Raw genomic sequence first — 23,034 nt, 5'->3', positions numbered from 1 at the left:
CGGAATTCCGCGGCAGAACCGCCCGCAGGCACCTTGGGGCCCCCTATTCGAGGGGGGCGGCGCTTTGCCACCGGTCGCTACGGTTTCGTCGTCCGGCATTTTGAAGCCGAATGTTGTCATCAGGTTTGGGGCCCTCTTTGCTGCGTCGATCATTCTCCGTTGCCGCGATAACTGCCATCGCCTCGGCTGCTCTCGTGTTTCAACCCGTCGCCGCGAACGCCAACGACGCCTCAGTCGACGGCGGCGCTACATCCCAGACGCCGGAACAAACCGCGATGGCAGACGCGCAAGCTTCCGGAGACCCGACGGTGGTTGACGGGTCGACGACGCCGACCTCACAGGTCGTCGCTGAGCCGGACGGCACGATGCAGCTCACGCAGACGACCGAGCCCACACGGGTGCTCGACGACGGTCAGTGGGTTGACATCGACACGAACCTGCAGAAGGACGGGAACTGGCTCGCCCCGACGGAGGTCCCCGCACCGGTCGAGTTCTCGTCGGGCGGTTCCGACGTCCTGGCACGTGTCCAAACACCGACGGGGGCGTGGGTTGCCGAGTCGTTGCCGGACGGCGGCGATTTGCCGGCCCCGACCGTCGACGGCGCGACCGCAACTTACGCGGATGTCCTTCCCGGTGTCGACCTGCGCCTGCAGGCGTCTGCAGCGGGAATGAGCGAGGTGTTCGTCGTGCAGAACGCTGAGGCTGCCGCGAACCCGGATCTGCAGACCCTTGAGCTCTCCCTCGGCAGCGCGGATGTGCATGAGACGGCTGTTGCTGCGACAGCGACGGCTGCGGACGGGTCGTCGGTTTCGTCCTCGAAGCCCACGTGGTGGGATTCGTCGCACGACGGCGACGAGAACGGACCCGGGGGTGCGGGTATCCCGCAGCCTCTGCCCCACACGGCGACCGATGATTCCATCACGCTGGATGTCGGGAAGCTGCCGACGTCGGACGCCACGTACCCCCTGTACGTTGACCCGGACTGGTCCGCCGGGCAGCAGCACTTCTGGTTCACTGACCGCGCGTACCCGACGCAGTCCTACCTCGATGGGTCCCCGGCCGGCTACCAGAGCGTCGGTTACGCGCAGCAGGACGGCACCACATACCTTTCCCGTGCGTTCTGGGAGTTCGGCACTTCCGCGCTCGCGGGCAAGCACATCCTCTCCGCCCAGTTCGGCGCAATCGCCACCTACAGCTGCAGCGCGGTCGCCGTCGAGGCTTGGCGGTACGGGCCGGCGACCGCTGGCTTCACCTGGAACAGCGACCCCAACCTCTGGCGCGACAAGCTCGACACGCAGAACTTCACCTCAACTGGCGGCTGCGGGATCTCCCCGACCAGCGTCGGCTGGAACGTCACCAACGGCGTCAGCGACGTCGCAGCAGCCAAGGGTTCCACCATTCAGATCGGCCTGCGCTCCACCAACGAAGGCAGCATCTCCCGCAAGCACTTCAACAACAACGCCACCCTGACCGTCTCGTACAACGATCCGCCTCGCACGCCGACCGCGTTGCAGATGACCTCCCCACAGCGAGCTTGCGCCACCAACGCGTCTTCACCGGCGTACGTGAACAACCTCGTGCAAGGGATCACCTTCCAGTTCAACGCTTCCGACCCGGACCCGGGCAACATCAGCTCCGTCATCCAGATCGCCGCAGCGAACAACCTCGGCAGCGAGGTAACCCGCGTGCCGATCGGTTTCACATCGCAAGGTACGCAATCCGGAACGCTTAAGGCCGGGGCCCTCAAACCGGCAACACCGACCGAGTACGCCTACCGTGCCGACTCCAGCGACGGACACGACACCAGCAGCTGGTCCGGATGGTGCTACTTCACCGTCAAGAACAGCGGCCCCGCACTCCCACAGGTGACGAGTGCCTCGTCGAACTCCTCCACGATCGGCAAACCCGTCTCCGTCACGATCACCTACGCGGCATCCGACGCGGTCCGAACCGTCGCCTACTGGTGGACCCCGACCGCGCTGACCAGCCCTGCCCCCGTCCCCCCGGCAACCATCACTCCCGCTTCTACGACGGATTGCGACTTCACTGACGGGCCCGTCACGGGCGTCTGCGCCGGCTCTGCAACGTCGACCACACTGACGGTCGCCCCGACCGACAGCACGTCCACACTGTGGGTCGCCACCTACGACAAGGCCGGTAACGTTTCGCTCGACAGCACCGGACACAGCGCCTCCACCGGCCTCGAGTTCGACAACGCTGCAAACGACCCATCCGTCGCCATCGGGCCCGGACACTCCTGGGCCGTCCCCGTCGGCACCTCCAACCCCTCAACGATCGCCGACGGCAACACCGACAGCCCCGAACCCTTGACCATCGGCGCCAACACCTCGACTGCCGCCCCGGGCGGATCCTTCAACGGCCCCCCGACAGCGAACGCGCTCGACTTCAACTCGAACACCCCGCTGATCAGCATCAACCGGTACTACGGGGACTACCACTCCGCGATCATCAACGGCAGCGCCCCGTCCGGATCCCACTACGAATCCAACCTCGGCGACCTCCTCTCCCCGGGACAGCCCACGACCGGGCTCACGCCGCTGTACTCCTGCGCGACATCTGCGGGCAACATGACTTCCACGTCGAGCTCCTGCGAGGGCACTGGCGGCAGCGCAACGTTGCTCGGATCGGCGTGGAAGAGCGCCGCCGAAGTGCCTGCGCCGCTTGAAGGGGTGGCGGTGTACCGGTGCAAGAGCGGGTCCGACTACTTCGACTCCCGCTCCTCCGCCTGCGAGGGACGCACCGTCGACAAGCTCCTCGGCTACTTCGCCCGGCAGACCGTCACCGAGACCGCGGACACCGTGGTCGACACCACGAGGAGCTTCACCGCAGCTGCATGGATCAATCCGGCGGAAGACAGTGCCGCACACCACGCCTACACCGCGCTCTCCCAGAACGGGGACACCACGTACGCGTTCCTGATCAAGGTCGACGGTGCCCGGATCCAGGGCTGCATCCATGCACAGGACAGCAGCGCAGGCGCCTGCGCCACCTCCTCGTTCGCTCTCGCTGACGGTGCGGACTCCAACTGGACCTACGTCGCCCTGCAGTGGGACGCGGTCAACCACCAGCTTCGCCTCTTCATCAACGGCTCACTCGCGACCGGAACATCCTCAAGCGGCGTCGTCGCGTGGAGCCTCCCCGCCGGGGACTCCGCGCCGACCGGCCCGCTGATGGTCGGATCCGGCATGAATAACGGCGAGACCGGTGACCTGTTCGCAGGCCAGGTCGTCAACCCGGTTGTCGTCCAAGGCATCGCCTCGAGCACTCAGATGACGAACCTGCGGGCGAGCGGCAACCTCAACGGCAACTTCTAGTCAGCGACGCGCCTCTGAGGCCCTCACATCAGCAGCCGTCGACAGCGACAGCGACAGGATGGCTTGGAACGCATCGATGACATCGGACGGGCCCACAGCATGTGGGCCCGTCCGATGTACTGGGTTGGTCAGCCGCGGCTGCTTCGTGGGTCGCTGCCGGGTGCGATGGTGTCCTTCGCGCGGATCTGCCCGTTGCGGCCGTGGATGTTGAGCTCGCCGCCGCCGGCGTTGCCGACGATCTGCCGTCCGCGGTTGATGGCGTCGGCCTGCGTGCTGGTGTGTGCGGAGGCACGGGATGCGCCGCCTGCCCTGACGTCCCACCCGCGTGAAAACTCGGATCTGCCCGCGCGAGGTGTTCGGCTTATTCGCGGATGCCAGTAGTGGCGGGGATCGCGCACCCCAGTGCTGACCGGTGTTCCACGGCTTTCGGGATTCTGTTCCACGCTCTCGCGCGGTCAGGTGTCGTCGGCTGTCTTCCGAACCCATAGATGCGCCACGCTGGCGCCGGTTCCCCCTGCGGCGCTAGCGGTCAGGCCGGTCAGCACGAGCCCAGCTGCGGCTGCGGTGCTGGTCACGATCACTCGGGGAGTTCTGCGTTCCTTGTGCGGCAGTGGCGCCTAAACCGCTTCTTCGAACCATGCTGTCGGTACCTTGCCGGTGCGCCAGCTCGCGTGCGACTCCTCGCCCCAACGGCGATTCTGAAGACCTGGCCTCCAGTAGGCGCGGCGTTCATCACGTTCATTCGGGTGGAGAGCCACGCCGCGATCATCCTGTCGCGCTCTGGCAGTCCGACGAGGAGCCGCGGGACAAGGAGCCGCACGGCGGACTGCGCTCACCCGTTTATCCAGAACCTCGCCCAAAGAGCGGTCCGTCGACGCCACAGTGGCACGAAACGCCAGGGTCGACTACTACACCCCGAGCAGGCCGAGCAATGGAAGGGCACCGACGGACGCGTCTCCGGGACATCCAACTCCGAAGCAAGCACCCTAACCATCAGCGAACAAGAGCCGCCCGCCTTACCGTCGCCTGAATCGAGCACGACCTCGACATGGGCGTGGATGGCTTCGAAGCAGTCACGGGGCTGTCTAGGGGGTAGCGCGGAGCCGAACCTCTTCACCTCCAACCCACCACCGGCAGCAGCCGGACACACCGATCCAGCGCTCACGGCGCCGACATTAGACGCCAATTGGGTGACGGGTGTTCCTCAACAGACCGAAGACGCGACACTTTCGAGACTCGCCGCAGGTGGCCCGATGGGCGAGCAGGCAGCTTGGTATCAAGAGACCGTGAACCATTCCAACTTTGATTGGCGACAGGCCTTCCGCGATGCTGAAGCCCTCCCCGACGATGCTTCGCGCGCGCAAAAAGCAGACCGCGGCCGAAAGTTTGAAAAGATCCTTCGTGCCATGTTTGCAGACGCCGGGCTGGAACCAAGGCTGTCCTACCGCCCCAAGGGTGAGGAGATTGACGGAGCGATCTGGTTCGAGGGTCGCACCATCCTCATCGAGGCAAAGTGGACGCAGGGCTTCCATCCGGCTTCTAGCATCTATCAATTCAAGGGTAAAGTCGACGGGAAGCTTTCAGGCACGCTCGGCCTATTCATTAGCATGAGCGGGTTCAGCCCGGACGCGGTCGATGCCCTCGTCGCAGGGAAAGAGCTGAACCTTATACTTGCGGATGGTGATGACATTCGCACCCTCGCAAATACTACAATGACAGTCTCCGAAGCTTTGCGGAGGAAACTCCGCGAAGCGGGAGAGTACGGAAATCCTTCGTTCCCATTGAGTAGCATCGTGCAAGACTCGCGGGCACTTCCTGGTAGGCAAATCGTGATCACTGAGGGTCAGGCGGATGTTCTTTACCTTCAGTCCGTACAGACGCTCCTCGGCACTTCCGTGGCGCCGCGGATTGTATCGGCCGGCGGGCCTTCCGCTATGCCCTCCTTGGTTCGAAGCCTACTCACGATGGGAGACACACCCTCAATCATTCTCGTGATTGACCAGGACCTAGAAAGCACGCCGCTACATGAAGCGTTGCGATCACTCCAGACCCAAGCTGAGTCTCGCGGAACCGCTATCGAATTGATCTGGGTTGCGCCCGACCTGGAAGTTGCTCTGGGGCTGTCCAGGCCAGACGTTCCTTGGGAAGCCCGCAAGTCCCTTCGGCAGTCGTCACCGGATGAGGTCATTGAAAGACTGCGGACCACGGACGTCCGTAACCTTGCCAAAAGTAACGATTCACTGCGCCAGCTTCTTCGGGCCCTGGGCATCAACACTGCAGCATAAAGCGGAGGCGTTCCTGGTTCTCACCCCTAATCGTCGCTGTTCAGGAGAAAAGCATCGTCGAACTGCATCGGAGAGGGCAAAGATCACAATCCGCGCTTCGTGCGGGACCGCGAATGCCCGACAAAGTGCAGCTCTACTGCCGTCGATGACAGCGGGGAGCAGCGTTCAGCTAGGTTACTTCTAGCCGCGACCACCGCCGCGAAGTGGAGGTCGTGCGACGTGACCCTTGCTTCAAGCTACCTGATGAGCACAGTCATCGCCACGGACGATTCCACGCCCGAGTCAGGGCGTCATGAAGGAGGAACTCGTACCGCGTGCTGAAACCTGCTCCTGACACTCGCCTAAAGACGAAGTCGGTATAGCCACCGTTACGAACTGCGATACCGCCAACCTCAAACATCTGCTTAAGCAGTTTCTTGATATCCGCGGGGTCGAGCTCGCCGGACAGTTCCTCTTTCAGGTAGTCAAACGTGAAAAAACGCGACGGCGCAGTCCGCAACGCCTCCTTGAAAGAAGCGATCTCCCTTGCGCGGGCTGACGGAAGAATACCCGCAAGGTTGTCGAAGATCTCACCGACGAAGTACTCCTCAGCATAGGCGCGCACGGCGTTCTTCGCTGCATGCTCAGTCACGCCCTTGTTGCCTTTGTAAAAACGCTGGACGTAGCCCATCAGCGCGACCGCGTCTCTCGGGAGGAGTCGGGTGTTGTCTAGGAAGTATTCGGCAAGGTCGGTGTGCGGCCCAATGGAAACAGGCGTTTTGAGGTACTGATTTACAATGTTTCGCACGACCGGACGGGAAACGGCTGCTTTGTTACTGAGCAGTTGCCAGAGATGATTGTTCGCCCCGATGCCACGAGCATGCCAGTCGAGGTAGATGGCTTTCGATTTCACCTTATTGACGTTAGGGCCAGGCAGCACGTCGATGATGTCCGACCGCATCGCCGCGGCTACAGTTACGGGCAGCTCAAGTTGCGTCATCTCCGTATTGATCCCGTACACAGCCTGAACCAGCCCCGCGAGCGAAGTCCACTCGTCGTCGGCTTCGAAGAAGAACGAGTCAAGCCCGTCTAGTGCGATCATGTGACGACTCTCGGTTCGCACCTCGCTCAAAACGCTCCTGATATGGGCGCTCGCCTCAAGTGGAGTGATAACACTCGAGTTGTAGCTGCGCTCGGCCCCGAAGACTTTCGCGTCAAACTTGAGCGTCATCGAAGACCAGTTTGCAACACGCGAGGTCCAATTGCCGCTGAGTAATCCTTCCTTCCGAAGCCCTTTAACCATCGCATCAAAGCTTGTTGGGGCTGTCAATCCTTGATCTTCGGCGAGAGACCCGACAATGTGCAGGAGCAGCAAGAATTCCCACGCAGCTTGAGATCTTGATGCGCCGGCAGTCTGACCCATTGGTATGCGAGTCACATCGTTGACGGGGAAACCACTTAGATCCCAGGCACTGTAGAACCGACGGGCGTCGTGGCGCCAAGTGAGCCTGATGTTCTCGAGCACTGCCGACTTTCCGGAGCCTTTTGGCCCAAGCAGCACCCACACGCCGCCCGTCTGGAGCCCATAGGCAGCCTCCCGAAAGTCGTAGTAGCCCCTGGTCAACAGTTCTGGCGTCTCAGATGCCTCTTGACTGGCGTCGATCTCTCCGAAGTGCAGCTCGTTGAAGTTGGGGAGAGATGAGTCGGGCATAGCCGGAGAGTACATGACATCAGCTCAGGCATCGAGGTATCGCTAGCTAGCGCAGCATCTGCGCCTTCCTCTGCAATCGGCCAGCTGGCCAGTTCCTTCGCTGATAACGCTCATTCAGTCAACCGGATAGTGGCCGAATGCACCGGTCCAGCGAGCCCATACAGACGCGGAACGTCGCAAGCTGGCGATCGCTGGTCGATCTCACCGCCATTGGAACCGACGTCGGCGCAGCAGCTGGAGGATCACCACGAGAGCAGACGTCTCCTCCTTTCGATCTTGCACTCGCAGCTGGGGGGAACCAGGCCCGGGCCGAAACGCGTCACCGACATGACGAAGCGCCGCTCACCAATGGTGAGCGGCGCTTCGACGGGCCGGCGCGGCTGGCCGACAGCGGCCACACCGTTACCGCAGGCGGTAGTCGCCGCCGACGAGACTTAGTCGAGGAGGTCAGGGTCGAGGAGGCTCGGCCCAGACTCGGACGCGTCGCGCTTCATGACGATCAGCTTGACGGTCCAGGGCGCGTGTCGGAACGCCGTCGCCGGTCGCTTGTCGTACCAGCCGGGCTTGTAGTTCGACTCGGCGGAGTCGGCCGAGTTGTCCGCGGCGTGCGACGGGGTCGCGTCGAGCTCGACGCGCTGGCTGACGCCCGGCAGGTAGTTCCACGGACTCGGCGTGGACGCGTCCGTGGCCGAGTGGTGAACGCTCTGCTGGTCGGCGTTCTGCTGCTCGATGAGGTTCCGCGTGGAGCGCCGCTGGGCACCCTCGAGGTGGTCGTCCTTGCGGGTGGGCGGAAGCGTCGCGGCGGGGACACGGTGCGCGTACCCGAAGCAATTCGGGTCGTTCGGCGCGGGCGTCGGGGCCGGCTGCAGCGCATCTCCGTCCAGGTTGGTCTCCCCCGCGGTGCGGGGCGTGGCGACGGGCCATCCGTCGCAGTGCCAGCGCACCAGGACGTTGCCGACCTGGATGTCGGCCTCCAGCACGCGGCTGCCGTGCAGCTCCGTCTTGTCCGACTGCGACGCATCGCTCGGGATGAACGTGGCCTCCACCGCGTAAGTGTCGACGAACTGACGGCGCCAGGCACGGATCATCGGGCAGGTGAACTCCTGCCGGCCTCGGCGGCCGGCTCGGCGGAGGGCGATGCGCAGCTGCTGCAGCTCCTCGACGCTGTGGATGTGGTGCGTCGTCTGCGTGCAGGTCGCGATGGGGGTGTTGCTCATGGTGAGGTTGCGGTCCACGGTGGTGTCCTTCAGGTCGGAGCGAGGCGGTTGCTCGCTTGCGCCACCCCTATGCGAACTCGTGCTTGCGAGCGGGGCGCCGACACTGTTCGCGGACCTGATTTGGGACCCTAAGAGCCGTTTTCCCCCTCGTTTGTGGGCCAGAATGTTGCCTGTTCGGCGTTTTCTGACCCCCGGAGTGGGGAGTCCGCGCCGGGAGTTCGGACCGGGACTCAGGAGTCGCTGAAGCGCATGGCAGCGACGAGTTTTCCTGCTGGTGGACCCGGCGCCGCTCGAACGGCCCCATGAGTGGCGCGGGCCTCGTAGCGTGCGCAACATGCGTCGCATCGCGAGTCACACCAGGAGTGCCATCACCAGTCCGACCGGGCGTCCCGAGAAGACTGCCGAGACCGGTGACGGGTCTGCGTCGTGAGTGGCGGCCCCGACGAGACGGCGCTGACCGCGAAGCAGCGTCAGCAGCTCGCCGCGATTCGTGGCATCGCGCGCATCCCGTTATCGGACCTGCGCGACCAGAGTCCCCCGAACCTCCAGGCCCTCTACGCCGAACTGCAGGACGGCCAGGCGCTGATCCCGGGCCTCAAGATGGGGCTCGGCGCTCTCACCGTCCAGCGGTGGGATCCCGCTTACGCCGCCGAAGGGTGGACCCTCTACGGTGCGGAGCTCACGCTCGACATGGGGCACCCGTTCGGGTCGATGTTCTACCGCAACGACACCGACGGCCGTGTGCTGCGCATCGGTGTGAAGTGGCACCCGCCGGTGCAGCAGCTCGAGTTCCCCGCCCTGCACCCATCGAAGCCGGAGCTCACGTCCGACTGCACGGCTGATGAAGTCGCTGCAGTCGTGTTGGATGCGCGGAGTCGGATCGGGACTCTTGTCGCGGTCAACGCGCAGATCGGGTCGTTCGTCGCCACGACGGAGTCGGAGGATGCGATCCTCGACGCGTCCGGGCTCGGGCTGAAGCGGCTCTCGGAAGACGACCCGCGGCTGGCTGGCGATGCCTGAGCGTGGGGCGGCGCTGCGGTTCGAGCCGGTGCCGTTGCGGCTGCTGTCGTTGTCGGCGCAGTTCGACGCCAGGATCTGGCCGACGGTGGCGGGGATGACGTTCACGAACTCCACCGGACGGAAGATCCTGCAACGGACCGTCAACGTCCGCACCACAGAGGACGGGTGGGTGTGCACGCTGCTCAATGGGGCCTCGCTAACGGATCCTGCTGACCCGCTGCTGGAAGCAGCGACCCAGGTGATGGACGTGCTGTCAGAGCTTCGTACGGTAGGCCGCGGTCCGGAATCGGCCGGGCCTGCTGATGTCTGACCGGCAGTGGGTGCAGACCATCCGCCACGAGCAGACGATCCTGTCGTTGCCGTTCGGGCTGGGTTACACGATCGACATCACCCAAACCCTCACAGCCCTCGCCGCTGCCGGCATGCCGGCGCGTGTGGAGGCGTTCGACCGGCTCCGATTCGACGACGGCAGGACCGCGTTCCTCGCCACCCCCGACCCGACCAGCACCGTCACCGACGACGACGGTGCTGAGGGCCGTGTGGATGATGTGATCCTCCTGCCCGGCGGTTCCGAGGGTGGGGTGCTCTCCCTGGTCCGCCGCTACCCGGACCTGGTGGTCGTGAACGGCAAACGCGGGCGAGTGTGGGCTGACGGCCGACAGGTGCACGGCACGTCATTGCAGCGGGAAGCGACCCCGGGGTGGCGGACCGTGTTCGCGATCGCCCGCAGCATCGTCATGCACGGCGGCGGCACACACGCCATCGCAGACCGCGTCGGCATCCCCTTCAATGAGGTCCGCGCCGCCATGCCAGCACTCGGCGTGCACGTCTTCCACACGCCCATCGGGTGGGAAGCCAGGGACCGACCCGCACTGGTCGACTGGGCTCTGGCGGCATACCCGGGTCCTGGCGGGATCCGTACCTGCTGGCGCAGGGACACCACCATCGACCAGCAGGCCGACCAGCTCATCAGCCTCGGCGGGGTGATGTCGGACCGGTGGGCCGCGCAGCAGTCCGGCGTCATCGTCGCGCCGGACCGGCTGACGGCGTTCTTCGCCGACCACCCCGACATGGCCGCACTCGGCTACGAACCCGCGTCAGCGGATGACGCGACGGTGAAAGTCATCGTCCCGCAGGACACCACCATCCTGACCGGCGCGGAGGGGTGCTGCACGGACGACTTCATCACCGCGCACGTCCTCTACGAGGACAGCTGGGTGGCCGCGAACACGGATGCGGTGAACGGGTTGCGGCAGCTGCTGCACTTCCGATCTGACCTCGCCCATGACCTCCGCTGGCACCCCAACAGCGGTGAGGGCGGAGTGCGCTGATGCTGCAACTGCTCTCGCTCACGCTGGCCTACGACGACACCCGATTCTTCGGCTCCGTCATGTTCACCGACCCCGACCACCCGGACGACAAGCCGGCGACGGTCCTCATCGACCACACCGACGAATCGCCCTGGTTCCGCCTCACCAACGTCGACCCCACTGCGCAGGCCCCGACGGCCCCGGAGGTGGTCGAAGCGGACCGGATCATGCGGTTCCTCCTCCGCTACACACCCGACCGCATCGGCCGCACCGCCGCCGACTTCCCACAGCCCTGACCCGCTCTGCTCACACTCACCTGTTGGAGGTTCCGCTGATGATGCGTCTGGTGTCCCTGCACCTGTCGAACGACCGGATCCTCTGGGGGCATGTGCTCCTCGAGGACACCGAGAACCCCGACGCCGGCCTGGCGCAGATCCTCGTCCGTCCCGTCGACAAGGAGCCCGGGTACGAGCTCTATGACAAGCACAACACGGTCCTGTCGGACCTGACCGTGCCGGCAGTGCGGGAAGCGAACCGGATCGTGCAGACCCTCCTCATCCCCGCCTCCGAGATCGCGCGCAGGGAGAAAGCGGTGCGGACGGTGATTCACTCCGGCTACTTGGAAGGGTTCCCGGATGACATGCCGTGGCAGTCGCAGCTGTGGATGTACGCCCGCGGGGAAGTCACCCGCGAACAACTCTCCGCGTACGCCGACGAAGGCCGACAGCTCCCCCGACAACCCGAACACTCCCCCGTCGCACCAGCGGACGTGCCCGAGGACTGGTGGCAGACCACGCAAGCCCGCATCCGCCGGAACCTCCTCGAGACGACGCTCACCGAACCCGAAGTCGCCGCCGCCTTGCAGGTCAGCATCGACGACGTCGGGGCCCTGTTCGAGGCGAACCGGCTGCTCAGCTTCGACCTCGACGGTGAAGAACGTATCCCCGACTGGCAACTCGTCAAGCCCGCCCTCCCCGAGCTCGGCGACCCGGCGTCACTGCTGCCAGGCCTCGACGTCCTCTACGCGGCAGCACCACAACCGCTCCTCGACGCGGCAGCGATGACGGAGTTCATGACCACACCCCTGGACTTCCTCACCGTCGACGAACGAGTCCTGACACCGCTCGACTGGATGCGGGAAGGACGACCGTTGACGACGATCATCGCCCTGTTCCGCGGCCGACGGTGGCGGCCATGAGCAGCAGACCGGATCTGTTCCTCCTGAACGTCGCGTTCGACGTCACCGGCGTCCACGGGCACGTGTTCTTCCGCGACCCACCCAGCACCACGCTGCGGCAGGTCATCATCCGCAGTACCGAGACCGGCACCATCTGCGGACCAGCTCACGGTGACACCCGCGACGGGTGGGAACCGTTCCTCGAAGAGACCCGGTGGCTCATCGCCCTCACCCAGCCCGACACCCCGGAAGAGCGCAGCTGATGGGCCCGCGGCTTGAATGGGTCGCCGCCGCGTACTCCGGCCGGCCGCAGATCACGCTGCCGTACGGGCTCGGCGACTCCACGGACCTGACCCTCGCCCTCTCCGTGCTCAAGCTCGCCGGGCTTGCCGCGGTGATCGAGTCGCACGACACGATCCGCCTGCCCGACGGCCGCAGGGCACGCTTCCCGTCGTTGACGCAGCGACCGCGCGGTGAAGACGTCGACGCTGACCTGCTGCTGCTGGCGCCGCGCACCGTGACAGCGACGCAGATCGCTCTCGCCGAGCAGACCGACACCGTGCTGCTCGTCGACGTCGACCGACGCCGGGTCTGGATCGACGGCGAACAGGTCCTCGGCGTGCGCGACCGGTGGAAGGACGCCGCACCCATCTACGTCACGTTCGCTGTCGCACGCCTCCTCGCCGTCAACGGCTCCACCTTCGACGGACTGGTGCGAGCCGGTCTCACCCCAGGGCAGGTGGACGACGCGCTCGCTCGCCTCGGCAAACGCGTGCACCGCACCGACATCGGATGGGAATCCCGGCAGGTCGGCGGGCTCATCGACTTCGCCATCGCCTGCTACCCCGGACCCGGCGGCGTCCGAACCCGGTGGACGTCCGACCTGCCGCTCATCGAGCAAGCGGAACGGCTCATCAGCGCCGGCTGCCGCATCTCCGGCCGCGCCATCTCCGACCGGCCCGGCTACCCGGCCATTAGCAAACGGGAGATGCCGTACCGGGTCGTCGCGTTCACCGAGCTCGAAGTCGACATGAAAGCGCTCGGCTTCACACCCGACACGGTTGGCTTCGCCGGCACCGAACTCATCCTCCCCGCGGACCCGACCATCGTCCTCACGGGCGCCGCCGCCGGATACGCGGACCGAACCGACGACATCATCACCGCCAACACGCTCCTCCGCGCCGACCTGCGCAACGACGACGACGCGGCATCGATTGACGAAGTCCGGAGCCGGCTACAGTTCCTCGCCGACACCGGCTACGACCTACGGCATAACCTGCCGAGCTGAATCGCGTCGCCCGCGCCCTGCCCATGACACGCACGTCTTGTCGCCCATGCCATCGTCTTGAAGTCCCGACGACGACGCTCCCGGTGTCGGTACCTCTCAAGGTACCGACACTTTTGCTGACAGAGGCGGGAGATGGCTCCAGTCGAACCCGTATTGCTCAATACGATCAGTGCTGCAGCAGTCCGGCGAGCTTCATATGACTGATTTCTACTCTCGTTTCTCGCCCCGGGATCGTGATTTGAGCGAAGCATCGAGCGCCCAGACGAACCCGAGCACTATGACTGGGATTACCCAGAGCAGAGGCAGACGCAGCGCAACAAGTACCACCGCTCCGACTAGCGCCGCGACGCAGACGACGATCCAGCGAATAACCGGCCGGGGGCTCATAGTCGAACCTTGGGGAAGAACCGGCCGGCTGGTCCCAACGCACCGCCGACTGCGCCAGTTCCTAGACCATTCAAGAACGCCTCCTGGGTATCGTCACCGTTGAGGGCTGCGGTAGTTGCCGATCCCACAGCCGAACCAATCGAGGATCCAAGGAATCCGGCGAAATAGACGCCCGCTCCACAACCGGCACCTGCTGTCACACCGCACACTACGGTAGCGACTGCAGCTCCTGCGGCGGCACCGGCAAAGATCCCTGCGACGTCAGCGCCCGAGACGCGTCCAGTTGGATCCGCGAGATTGATTGGATCGCTTCCGGCGTAGGCGTATCGGTTGGCGTTGGTCGGGCTGAGTGGTGCGTCGAGGGTGTCGCGTTCTATCCACCCGCCGGTGGCGCTGGACTTCCACCGGTATCCGAACTTGGTGAGCCCGTTGTCGGTGTTGCTTGAGCGGAGGCCGGCCTTGAATCCGTATGGGTTCTGCTGCCACTGGATGCTGGTCTTGTCCTGGTCGGTGGATGCGCTCCGCTCCGTACGGGTCGTAGTGCACCTCGTACGCCTTCGCGCCGGCGTCGGTGATTGCGGCGGTCGGGTTCCCGATTCCGTCGACGACCCACATGCTCGTGGTCCCGTCCGTGGTCTGCAGATCCATCGGCTGCCCAGTCACGGGGTCGCCGATCACGGATGCGGTGCCCGTGCCGGCGACGGTGCGGCTGCTGATCACGGGAACACCGTTCTGGTCGGTGGCGCCATACGTGTAGTCGTACTCCGCACCCCCGTCCGTGGACTGCGACAGCAGCTTGTTCATGTCAGCGCCCGCGTACTCATACGTCGTGGTGACGCCGTCCTTCGTGGACGAGGTCAGCTGCTGCGCACCGTTGTAGGTGAACGTCTGCCCCGGCGCCTTGGTAAGGTTCCCGACCTTGTCGTACGAGTACCCGTCTGTGGTGATCTGCCCGACCGCGTTGTATGTCAACGTCTGCGAACTCGTCCGATCCCCGGTTTCCTTCGCGGTGAGCTGGTTCCCGGCCTTGTCGTACGTGTACGCCCAGGTGACGTTCGTGCCGCCCGCGGCCTGCGCGGCCTTGGTAAGGCGGCTATTGGAAGGAACACTTCAGTACCCTCCGGCTGTAGATACCAGCTCCTCGGGATGATCCGCATAAAGATCCGGCTGGGTGTCATGCAAGTCGTATTCCAAACATGCGGCCGACGCCCTTGAATGCTACGTTTGCGATGTATCCCGGCTTCATGCTGCTTTTACCGACGCTCACTGCCCCGTGGCCGAGCTGGAAGTTGTAGTTCTCCGGCTGGTGGCCGCAGGGCATCGGGTAGAACGCATTCTTACCGAATGCTCGGCCGATAAACCGCCAATTCTAGTCGTGAGAAATGTGCCGGGTTATCTCGTTGCACCTATGCGGCTGTTAGTCATGTATTACAGGTGTACTTCACTCCCCGCACCACATGCACTCCATCACCGAGGCTAGAGCAGACCTGGAAGGCGTGAACAAACTCGGGAACGATCAGCATTACTGCAATAACCGTCAAAAGCACTGTCGCAAGCGCCACGATAATTCCAGCTAGCGCGATAGCACGCCCTTCGTTGACGCGCCCAAGGCGAATAAATGCGACCGCACTCAGAACTATCCCGGCCAGGTCTGTCAGCGGAAAAATACTTAGGATCAGGCCGGTTCGAGCGAGCGACCGTAACTTCCTCAGATCATTTTGCTCGACTGCACTTGGCGAGGGTTCGAAAAACCGCGCTGACGACCGAGAAAACAAAATACCACCTCCGACTACCCCCATCCCCATTGGCGCTAACAAGAACTGCGGAGCAGGACCCATGATACCCACAAGCGAGAGACCGATCAGCCAGTATCGTGCGGACGGTTTACCGCGGATGAGTGCCACCCCAACGACAACCAAAGCAAACACTATGCATATCTGAATTGCAAAGTTAAAGATGATTTGGTTCGGCTTCACAACTGGGGAAGAAACAACGTCATCTCCTGCGATAAACAACCCTGCGAGAACGAGTCGTACAACGACTGCCGCTCCGATCAGGGCGAACGCCACAGCTACGATTGGTGGCGTTTGCTTCTTCATCGAGTTTTCTTGCATGTCTTTTGTCATCAACGATCAGAAGGTTGCTGTGAGGTCTCGTTCGAGGGAACATTTGACTTCTTCCGAGTAATCAGACTGCTCTCCCACAGACCACCCTCCGGAGCTGGAGTAACCGAGTCCGTAGTTGCCCAGTTCGCACTCGAAATCAGTCTCAGCACCGCGTTCGACCTCTCCGGAGTGCTCGGCTGTGCCGACCGAGAATCCCTCCCCCGCTCCAACGCTCGTTGAAAATCCCCAGGGTCCCCCGTCGTCGGAGACGTCCAGCGAGGGACCAAGACAGACGTCGAGGCAGAGGTCCAAGCCATAAGAGGTGTACGAGTTGCCCGCAGGGTCGCTGCCATTGGTGGGGTCGTCGCCGGCGTAGGCGTACCGGTCTGCGTTGTTGGGGTCGAGGGGCGCGTCGAGAGTGTCGCGTTGGGTCCAGGTACCGGTGGTGGGTAGGTACCAGCGGAGCCCGAAGCGGACGATGGCGTTCTGGGTTTGGCTGGCTCGTGCTCCGACCTTGAACCCGAAAGGCTTCTGCGTCCAGAACGGGCTGGTGCTGCCCGTGGTGACGTCGCCGGTGCCGTATGGGTCGTAGCTGACGGTGAAGGCGTTGCTGCCGGTGTCGGTGAGTGCACCGACCTGGTTGCCGATGCCGTCGACGACGAACGCTGCGGTGTCGCCGTTCGCGTCGGTGAGGTCCAAGACCTGTCCGGACGGGTTCGCGAGGACTCGAGAGGTCGATCCGTTGCTGGTGAACGTGTCGATGCCGGACTGCCCGTACGTGTAGGACGTGGTCGTCGACCCGGTCGTGGCGGTCAGCAGCTGGTCCTGGGCTGCTCCCGCGTAGGTGTAGTTCGTGGTCGTTCCGTTCAGGGTCTCGGAGGTGAGTTGCTCTGCTCCGTTGTACGCGTACGTCGCGCCGGGTGCTGCGGTCATGTTGCCCGCTGCGTCGTAGCTGTACCCGGCGGAATCGATCTGGTCGTTCACGTTGTACGACAGGGCCTGGTTGAACGTCGCCGCCCCGGACTCGGTCGCGGCGGTTCGGTTCCCGTCGGCGTCGTAGGTGTACGCCCAGTTGACGTCGTCCGTGCCCCCGGTTTGTGTAACGCCGGTGAGACGGGTGGTGCTGTTGCCGTTCGAATCGACGTACCCGTAGTGGGTGACTTTCCCCGTCAGGGTGTCGGTGGCGCTTTGCAGCTGGTTCGAGGATGCGCCCGAAGCGGTCGTGTAGGAGTACGTCGTGTCGAACACCTTATTCGCGTCCTGGCCAGTGGAGGCGACGACCTCGCTCTCACGGCCTGTGCCCTGGTCGTACGTGGTGTGGATGTGTCCCTGGAACGATGTCGGCTGCGTGTTCGTCGCGTTGGTCGTGTTGCTCGCGTTCGCGCCGGCTGCCGTGTAGGCGTCGGTGAGTCGGCTCTGCGAGTCGATCTTGTACCGGTCGGTTTCCGTGCCGGACCCATGCGGGTACGTCATCGCCCAAAGCACGTTCGCCGCGTCGTACGCGTAGGTCACCGTGCCTGCACCGTTGGTGCTGGTGAGCTCATTGCCGACCCGGTCGTACGTGTACGAGATCGTCGACCCGCCGGCGGAGTTCTGCGTGCTCGTCAAGTGGCCGACCGGATCGTAGGTGTTCGTGATCGTCCCACCCGCGGAGGCGCTGGTGAGCTCGTTGCCGTTGCCGTCGTAGGTGTTCGTGACTGTTGTGGTGCCATCCGAGAAGGACTCCGTGAGCTGCCGGTCATCGTCGTCGTAGGTGTACGAGGTCGTGTGGCCGTTGCCGTCGCTCTCGGATGCCATCCGCCCATACCCGTCGTACGTGTACGTCTTCGTGCCGAGCTGCGTCCCGGTGTTCGCCGCGATCGTCGGAGGCGTCACGGTCTTCAGCTGCGAATTCGCGTCGTAGCCGTACTGCGTCGAGAGGTTCGCTGCTTGGTTCCCCGGCGACGTAGCGCTCTTGAGGGTGCCGTTCGTGTTGCGCGTCAGGGTTGCCTGCGACGCCGAGCTCGGTCCGCTGCCGCCGCTGCCATTCACCGAGCTGCCGCTGATCCCACCCTGCGTGTCGTAGGAGATCTTCGTGGTGTTGCCGTCGCCGTCGGTCGTCTGACTGGGCAGGTACGCCGCCGCGCCAGAGTTGGCGTACGTCGCGGTCGCCGCTGGGCCGGTGGTCTGGCTGCCAGACGCTCCGGACGTGGATTGCACCTGTGTCAGCGACACCTTCTTCGACGTCGCAGTGTTGCCGCTCCATGTCCCGTTCGTCGTCGTCGACTCACTACCCGAGCCCGCTGTCGTGGAGGCTGCAGCGTTGTTGTCCGGGTTGTAGGACGCCGACCGGGTGTTGCCGTCCGGGTCAACCGCGCTCAACACATCGTGGGTAGACGGGTCGAGGGTGTAGTCGGTGTGCGCGACGGACGCGACCGACTGGGTGCTGTCCGTGTTCGGGGACGCGACCTGCGTCTCCGTGCTCGAGACGTAGCTGAACCGTGTGGCCGCGGTGGCGGATGTTGCGGTCGGCTGGTCGACCTCGGTGACCTGGTCGGAGCCGTTGTAGGTGAACGTTGTCTTCCCGCCGTCCGGTGCTGTGACCGAGGTCAGGTCAGTGCCGGAGTAGGTGAAGGTGGTGGTCTTCCCGTCGGCGTCGACGAACGAGGTGATGTTGCCGCTGCTGTTCTTCGACCACGACACGGTGCGGGTGTTGGTCCCGTCGGTCTGGCTGATCGTGGTCGTGCCGTTGCTGTACGCCACCGACGCAGTCCGAGCCGCAGAAGGGCCAGCGTTCGTGACGACGGTGCTCAATAGGTAATTGTTGTAGTTCAGGTCCACCTCGTTCGAGTAACGGTCGATGACACTGGTTGGCTGACCGGCGAGGTTGAAGTGGACGACCTGGTTGGAGGTCCAAGACGTCAGCTTGTAGCCACCCGATGTTTGCACGAGCGTGGCGTCCAGGCCGGCCGGGGCGGTGAATGTCCCGCCGGCGCCGGCGGTAAACTGCCACGTCGACCCGTCCGGCCCGGTGTAGACGACTCCGTTGGCGTTGTTCGACAGGGACCCGGCGCCGTCGAGCGCGTACGCCCATTTGTTCGCATCCGGCGCGACCGTGCTGGCCGTCTCCGTTCCGCGGGAGTTGTATGCGGCGCCGATGGCGACGGAACTGGTGACGCCGGTCATCGTCAACGCATTGGTCGAGAGCAGCAGATTGCCGGTCGCGACGTCGACCTGCGCGCTGGTGCGGTCATCGACCGGGAACGACAGGTTCGTCGCCGACGACCGCGACCCGGTCAGGTTCGTCGTCGACGGGCCCGTGGGAAGCGCGTTGTACCAGCCTTCGACGAGCACCTGGTAGTCGGTGGTCGATGACGTGTAGAGGTCGATCTTCCCGTTCGTGCCGACCGCGACGATGATCGTGTTCGACCGGATGTCGTTTCCGCTGAAGTTGATCGACGTGGTCGGCGGCTTCGCTGCCCCGTCCGCCCACATCTCCGCGTTCCCACCGCTGCTGCCTGAGTTGATCGCAGTGAGCTGCAGCGCGACGGCGGAGACCCCGTGGCCGAGGCCCGGGACGCCGGCGACACCATCAGCGGTGATGACGGTCGTCGACCCAGCAGTCGGTGTGGTGTTCCCGGACGCGCGGCTGTCGTGCAAGCCGGCTCCGGACGCCGGGGTAAATGATCCGCCGACAGTGGTCGCGGCGAAGTACCCCTGCACGTCGATGACGATGTTGACCGTGCCGCCCGTGTTCGCGATCGTCACCTGCCCGGACGAGCTCAACGCGACCTGCACCGTGTTCGACGTCGCGATCCCAGAACCCGCGACGTAGTGCAGCGACTCGGAGGGCTTGGTTCCGCCTGCCGGATACGGCGTGACGTACCCTGCTGTCGACGACCCGTTGACGACGATGATGTTCGCCGCGACCGCTGACGCGGTCGACGCAACACCGCCCTGACCGCCGACCTGCACTGTCAGCGACCCACCCGACGGAATCGTCGCTTGCGCGGCACCGGTCCCGTTCCGCGTATCGACGATCCGCGTTCCCGGCAGCGGAACGAAGCCGCCCGGAGCAACCCCGGCGCCTCCACCGGTGGTCGTGTAGTAGCCCTGCACGTCGAGGTACAAGATCCCGCTCGTGTCTGCTTCCACCTGGATCGTGCCGTTCGCGCCGACCGCGAGCGTTGACGTGTCCGACGCTGCCCCTCGACCATCACTGTTGTACGTCACCATCAACGTCGAGTTCGTCGACGAGTCAGGACGGCCGTGCAGCTGCCCCTCACCGCTCGCCCCCGACACCGTCGCGTTCAAGACGACAGCGCCGGCAGACCCATCCGACGGCACACCAGCAAGCCCAGCGACCTGCACAGTCGTCCACGCCCCCGCCGTCAGCGCATGCCCACTGACGATCCGACCCGAGGTCACCACGAACTGTCCCCCGGTACCCGACGTCGACGCCTGCGCCGGAGCCGCCGCGACGAACATCGAGGTGAGCATCGCACCAAGCACCGCGACAACCGCAAGCACAGCAACCCAGAGCAGCCGGAACCGGCCAGACAACAACGACACGTGAGCCCCTCACTTCGCGGCCGCAAGCACCGCGGAGTCCTACCTGAGCCGCCCCAAAACCTCAGAAAGAAGTACGCGCCCAGAACTACGTGCACCGTATGCGCCGCCGAACAACAATCGTTACGGGATCGGCCGAAGACTATGTGATCCGATAGTCCCCAAGCGAGGCGATGACCCCACAACGGGGGGTTCGGTGCACGTATCGGCCGCATCGCCGTCGGTCGTACTGTCAGCAGGTGGGGACCGAAGACCGAGACGCGGCACGGCGGAAGCTGTCAGCCGAGGAACTCGCCGTGCTCCAAGGCATCGCCCGCGGCGACGACTTCAACACTATCGCCCGCAAACTCTCACTCGCACCCGCAACGATCGCCTACCACGCGACAAAGCTTCGGCGGCTCCTCAACGCACCAAACCTGCCCGCTCTCGTCGCCATAGCCTTCGTGATCGGGCTCCTGACCAACGACGTCGTCGGGCTCGACTTCCTGCTCGACCTCAGCGAGTGATCAGCTCGGCCCGACGGCTTCGCCGGCGCTGACGACATCAACAACTCCAACACACTCCTCCGCGCCGACCTGCGGAACGACGACGACTCGGCATCGCTGCCAGAAGTACGGAACCGGCTGCAATTCCTCGCCGACATTGGATACGACCTACGGCACAATCTGCCGAGCTGATACGGCCCACTGGTGGGCTTCCCGACGTTCGTTTAGGGCAGCCCGGTGAGAATCAAAACGGACGGGCTATCTGCGACTCGACGACCCGCGGCAAGCAGACGGGCCACGGCTGGCCGATGAGCCACCGGTTACCGGTTCACTCGTGCCTTGCCGGTGAAGGCAGCTGAAGCCTCGCTACATCCGACGCGTCCCTGCGGCGAGTCGGAGTGCCTGGACGGAACGTCGGTGCTGTTCCGCGCGGTGGCGGCCGTTGGCGGGAGAGGGGTGTGGTGCCGCGATGACGGGGACGAGTCGGGCGTGCTCGTCCAGGGTGAGGTGTCGCATGACTCCCTCGAGAGCGATGCTCCCGTACGTGACGATCGCCTCGACGGAGGGAAGCGCCCTGAGGAGAACGCCGAGGGCATGTCGTCCCTCGTCGATGTCTGCGGGTCGTCCACGGCCGGGGAGTTCCCACGGGATGAGGTTCCAGCGGAGGTACTCGTTGCGTGCAAGTCCGGACTCGATGCGGGCTGCGCGGAACGCGGCCGCGGTCGGCCCCGGGTTGTCCTCGCTGCAGACCGCCGAGTGCGCTGCGGCAATGGTCTGCGGGCCGGGTGACTGCATGAGGACCAGCACTCGGCTGGACGTGCCGCCGGATCGTGGGTCGAAGCTCGGGACGAACCGTCGCGAGCCGTCGGGTGCGGTGCGCCATGCCTCCGCGAGGACGTTCAGCGATCGAACGTCCGCGACCTCATCCGCGAGTTCGTCAGGGGTGCTCACGCCGGCTGTGGTGGTGCGAGGAGCGTGCCGCGGATGACGGAGCCGTGGAAGGTGCGGACGGCAACGGTGATCCACGCGGCGACGAGGCCGGCGTAGTAGACGACTGCGAGGACGGCGACGACGGTGAGTCCGGAGTGCAGGGCCAGGCCGTTCAGCCCGGTGACGCAGGTACCGACGGGGAACGTGAACGACCACCACGTCAGGCTGAAGGGCAGGTGTTCTCGAGCGGTGCGGATGGTGATGGCGAGGGCGATGACGGTCCACAGCAGCGCGAAGCCGAGCATCGCGAACCCGTACACGAGCGCGACGACGAGGAGCGCGTGGGCGGTCGACGCATCAACCACGGTCGGCGCGTTCGAGGCGAGGAGGTTCACTGCGGTGATCGACTGCCCGACCGGTCCGAGGACGATCCACAGGGTCGGGACCATGCCTGCGGCGCCGACCTTGTGCTGCGCGAGTCGGTTCCAGATCAGCGTGATCACGACCAGGGACGTGACGAGGCTGAGGCCGAAGAATCCGTAGCAGGACCACAGCAGCGTCTCCCGCACTTGCCCGGCGGGTGCGTACGGCAGCAGGAGCGCGCCGGTGGAGGCGGACACCATCGGCGGGACGATCGGCATCAACCAGCCGCCGAACGCGGAGTCGGGTCCGTTCTCGTGACGGGTGAACGCCAGGTACGGCACCAGGACCGCGGTGAGCAGGCCGCCGATGGTGCCGATGCTCCAGAGGACCCAGTCGATGTGGACGGCGGCGGGGAGGCCGATCCAGTCCTTGCCGAGGAGGATCGTTCCGGCTCCGACGGTCAGGAACGCCATCGGCGGTGCCCCATAGAAGTGCGAGATCACCGGATGGAGGTGGTGCTTGGCTGCGGTACTCCGGTACCGGACCCAGTGCAGCACCATCGCGACCGTGAGGGCGACGAGCAGCACCGCCGCGATCGCCCAGACGAGTGTTGCGGCGGTGCGGAGCCCCGGGAACTGCAGCGGCAGCGACGCAGCCGCGACGGCGACGATCCCGGTGCCCATGATCGACGCGAACCAGTTCGGGGTGAGGTTCGACACGATCAGGCCGGGCCGCTCCAGCTCTCGGAACAGCCGCCGGTCGCGCACACCGTGCTCGGACGTTGCGGGTGCGTGGGCGGGATGAGCGGACATGCATCAAGCGTGCGCAAGTTGCCCACGGTTCGGGAACGGCGAACTCGTTGGCAGGGCACAATGGTCGTTTGTGGCACTGCGG

At 64.8% G+C, this 23,034-nt stretch carries 19 protein-coding genes and 1 pseudogene; 11 read left to right on the top strand and 9 right to left on the bottom strand.

Going from position 1 to position 23,034, the window contains the following annotated elements; all coding sequences use genetic code 11:
• The first annotated feature begins 194 nt into the window (after nt 1–194).
• Nucleotides 195–3,335, top strand: a complete 3,141-nt coding sequence (locus ABC270_RS05120) for a LamG-like jellyroll fold domain-containing protein (RefSeq protein ID WP_412879787.1) — start codon at nt 195–197, stop codon at nt 3,333–3,335.
• Nucleotides 3,336–3,463: 128 nt separating this feature from the next.
• On the opposite strand, the gene ABC270_RS05115 is transcribed toward ABC270_RS05120, so the two are convergent.
• Complete coding sequence (locus tag ABC270_RS05115) at nt 3,464–3,733, bottom strand: DUF2188 domain-containing protein (protein WP_412882037.1); 270 nt, start codon at nt 3,731–3,733, stop codon at nt 3,464–3,466.
• 888 nt (nt 3,734–4,621) lie between these two features.
• Between ABC270_RS05115 and ABC270_RS05110 the strand changes: the two genes are divergently transcribed.
• The gene (locus ABC270_RS05110) at nt 4,622–5,620 is read left to right on the top strand and encodes a restriction endonuclease (protein ID WP_412879786.1); all 999 of its coding nucleotides are present in this window, start codon (nt 4,622–4,624) and stop codon (nt 5,618–5,620) included.
• A 253-nt stretch (nt 5,621–5,873) separates the two neighbouring features.
• Here the strand turns inward: ABC270_RS05110 and ABC270_RS05105 are convergent, their stop codons facing one another.
• Both ABC270_RS05105 and ABC270_RS05100 read right to left on the bottom strand, forming a co-directional pair.
• Nucleotides 5,874–7,310, bottom strand: a complete 1,437-nt coding sequence (locus tag ABC270_RS05105; RefSeq protein WP_412879785.1) for a P-loop ATPase, Sll1717 family — start codon at nt 7,308–7,310, stop codon at nt 5,874–5,876.
• A 434-nt stretch (nt 7,311–7,744) separates the two neighbouring features.
• On the bottom strand, nt 7,745–8,545 hold the full coding sequence (locus tag ABC270_RS05100) for a hypothetical protein (RefSeq protein ID WP_412879784.1): 801 nt from the start codon (nt 8,543–8,545) through the stop codon (nt 7,745–7,747).
• A gap of 408 nt (nt 8,546–8,953) precedes the next feature.
• Here ABC270_RS05100 and ABC270_RS05095 point away from each other — a divergent pair, with 408 nt between their 5' ends.
• Genes ABC270_RS05095 through ABC270_RS05065 form a run of 7 tightly spaced genes read left to right on the top strand, consistent with a single transcriptional unit; the run spans nt 8,954 to nt 13,322 of the window.
• Complete coding sequence (locus ABC270_RS05095) at nt 8,954–9,547, top strand: hypothetical protein (RefSeq protein WP_290132711.1); 594 nt, start codon at nt 8,954–8,956, stop codon at nt 9,545–9,547.
• Nucleotides 9,540–9,857, top strand: coding sequence for a hypothetical protein (locus tag ABC270_RS05090; RefSeq protein ID WP_290132712.1), 318 nt, complete (start codon nt 9,540–9,542; stop codon nt 9,855–9,857). Before ABC270_RS05095 ends, ABC270_RS05090 begins: the two co-directional genes overlap by 8 nt.
• Complete coding sequence (locus ABC270_RS05085; protein WP_290132713.1) at nt 9,850–10,878, top strand: hypothetical protein; 1,029 nt, start codon at nt 9,850–9,852, stop codon at nt 10,876–10,878. The genes ABC270_RS05090 and ABC270_RS05085 overlap by 8 nt, the downstream gene beginning before the upstream one ends.
• Entirely contained in the window at nt 10,878–11,153 is a 276-nt protein-coding gene (locus tag ABC270_RS05080; RefSeq protein WP_290132714.1) for a hypothetical protein, read from the top strand. The genes ABC270_RS05085 and ABC270_RS05080 overlap by 1 nt, the downstream gene beginning before the upstream one ends.
• Before the next feature lie 38 nt (nt 11,154–11,191).
• Nucleotides 11,192–12,055, top strand: coding sequence for an antitoxin VbhA family protein (locus ABC270_RS05075; protein ID WP_412879783.1), 864 nt, complete (start codon nt 11,192–11,194; stop codon nt 12,053–12,055).
• Nucleotides 12,052–12,297, top strand: a complete 246-nt coding sequence (locus ABC270_RS05070) for a hypothetical protein (protein ID WP_290132716.1) — start codon at nt 12,052–12,054, stop codon at nt 12,295–12,297. The genes ABC270_RS05075 and ABC270_RS05070 overlap by 4 nt, the downstream gene beginning before the upstream one ends.
• Nucleotides 12,297–13,322 carry a hypothetical protein gene (locus tag ABC270_RS05065; protein ID WP_290132717.1) on the top strand — a complete coding sequence of 342 codons (1,026 nt, stop codon included), beginning with the start codon at nt 12,297–12,299 and terminating at the stop codon, nt 13,320–13,322. Before ABC270_RS05070 ends, ABC270_RS05065 begins: the two co-directional genes overlap by 1 nt.
• Before the next feature lie 383 nt (nt 13,323–13,705).
• Here ABC270_RS05065 and ABC270_RS05060 read toward each other — a convergent pair whose 3' ends face one another.
• The 4 genes and pseudogenes from ABC270_RS05060 to ABC270_RS05050 form a co-directional block, all read right to left on the bottom strand.
• Complete coding sequence (locus tag ABC270_RS05060; RefSeq protein ID WP_412882036.1) at nt 13,706–14,200, bottom strand: RHS repeat-associated core domain-containing protein; 495 nt, start codon at nt 14,198–14,200, stop codon at nt 13,706–13,708.
• 43 nt (nt 14,201–14,243) lie between these two features.
• Nucleotides 14,244–14,792: pseudogene (locus tag ABC270_RS17680) on the bottom strand (hypothetical protein); the annotation flags it as partial.
• 338 nt (nt 14,793–15,130) lie between these two features.
• The gene (locus tag ABC270_RS05055) at nt 15,131–15,835 is read right to left on the bottom strand and encodes a hypothetical protein (RefSeq protein WP_412879782.1); all 705 of its coding nucleotides are present in this window, start codon (nt 15,833–15,835) and stop codon (nt 15,131–15,133) included.
• Between the two features lie 6 nt (nt 15,836–15,841).
• Complete coding sequence (locus ABC270_RS05050) at nt 15,842–19,948, bottom strand: beta strand repeat-containing protein (RefSeq protein WP_412879781.1); 4,107 nt, start codon at nt 19,946–19,948, stop codon at nt 15,842–15,844.
• On the opposite strand from ABC270_RS05050, the gene ABC270_RS05045 reads away from it, so the two are divergent.
• Together ABC270_RS05045 and ABC270_RS05040 are read left to right on the top strand one after the other, a co-directional pair.
• Nucleotides 19,935–20,369 carry a hypothetical protein gene (locus ABC270_RS05045; RefSeq protein WP_412879780.1) on the top strand — a complete coding sequence of 145 codons (435 nt, stop codon included), beginning with the start codon at nt 19,935–19,937 and terminating at the stop codon, nt 20,367–20,369. The genes ABC270_RS05050 and ABC270_RS05045 overlap by 14 nt on opposite strands.
• A 232-nt stretch (nt 20,370–20,601) precedes the next feature.
• Nucleotides 20,602–20,868 carry a LuxR C-terminal-related transcriptional regulator gene (locus ABC270_RS05040; protein ID WP_290132722.1) on the top strand — a complete coding sequence of 89 codons (267 nt, stop codon included), beginning with the start codon at nt 20,602–20,604 and terminating at the stop codon, nt 20,866–20,868.
• Nucleotides 20,869–21,213: 345 nt separating this feature from the next.
• Here the strand turns inward: ABC270_RS05040 and ABC270_RS05035 are convergent, their stop codons facing one another.
• Both ABC270_RS05035 and ABC270_RS05030 read right to left on the bottom strand, forming a co-directional pair.
• Nucleotides 21,214–21,798, bottom strand: coding sequence for a uracil-DNA glycosylase family protein (locus ABC270_RS05035; protein WP_175327031.1), 585 nt, complete (start codon nt 21,796–21,798; stop codon nt 21,214–21,216).
• Nucleotides 21,795–22,952, bottom strand: coding sequence for a TDT family transporter (locus tag ABC270_RS05030; protein ID WP_251155641.1), 1,158 nt, complete (start codon nt 22,950–22,952; stop codon nt 21,795–21,797). Before ABC270_RS05030 ends, ABC270_RS05035 begins: the two co-directional genes overlap by 4 nt.
• Nucleotides 22,953–23,034: the final 82 nt, after the last annotated feature.

This window comes from Curtobacterium phoenicis (assembly GCF_047238015.1).
Taxonomy (GTDB): Bacteria; Actinomycetota; Actinomycetes; order Actinomycetales; family Microbacteriaceae; genus Curtobacterium.
The sequence above is the reverse complement of the archived record's forward strand: the minus strand, read 5'-3'. Positions and strand labels throughout refer to the sequence as shown.

Coding starts and splice junctions, on each gene's coding strand:
- ABC270_RS05105 (WP_412879785.1), bottom strand. CDS start 7,310: ATGCCCGACTCATCTCTCCCCAACTTCAACGAGCTGCACTTCGGAGAG.
- ABC270_RS05090 (WP_290132712.1), top strand. CDS start 9,540: ATGCCTGAGCGTGGGGCGGCGCTGCGGTTCGAGCCGGTGCCGTTGCGG.
- ABC270_RS05085 (WP_290132713.1), top strand. CDS start 9,850: ATGTCTGACCGGCAGTGGGTGCAGACCATCCGCCACGAGCAGACGATC.
- ABC270_RS05080 (WP_290132714.1), top strand. CDS start 10,878: ATGCTGCAACTGCTCTCGCTCACGCTGGCCTACGACGACACCCGATTC.
- ABC270_RS05075 (WP_412879783.1), top strand. CDS start 11,192: ATGATGCGTCTGGTGTCCCTGCACCTGTCGAACGACCGGATCCTCTGG.
- ABC270_RS05070 (WP_290132716.1), top strand. CDS start 12,052: ATGAGCAGCAGACCGGATCTGTTCCTCCTGAACGTCGCGTTCGACGTC.
- ABC270_RS05065 (WP_290132717.1), top strand. CDS start 12,297: ATGGGCCCGCGGCTTGAATGGGTCGCCGCCGCGTACTCCGGCCGGCCG.
- ABC270_RS05055 (WP_412879782.1), bottom strand. CDS start 15,835: ATGACAAAAGACATGCAAGAAAACTCGATGAAGAAGCAAACGCCACCA.
- ABC270_RS05030 (WP_251155641.1), bottom strand. CDS start 22,952: ATGTCCGCTCATCCCGCCCACGCACCCGCAACGTCCGAGCACGGTGTG.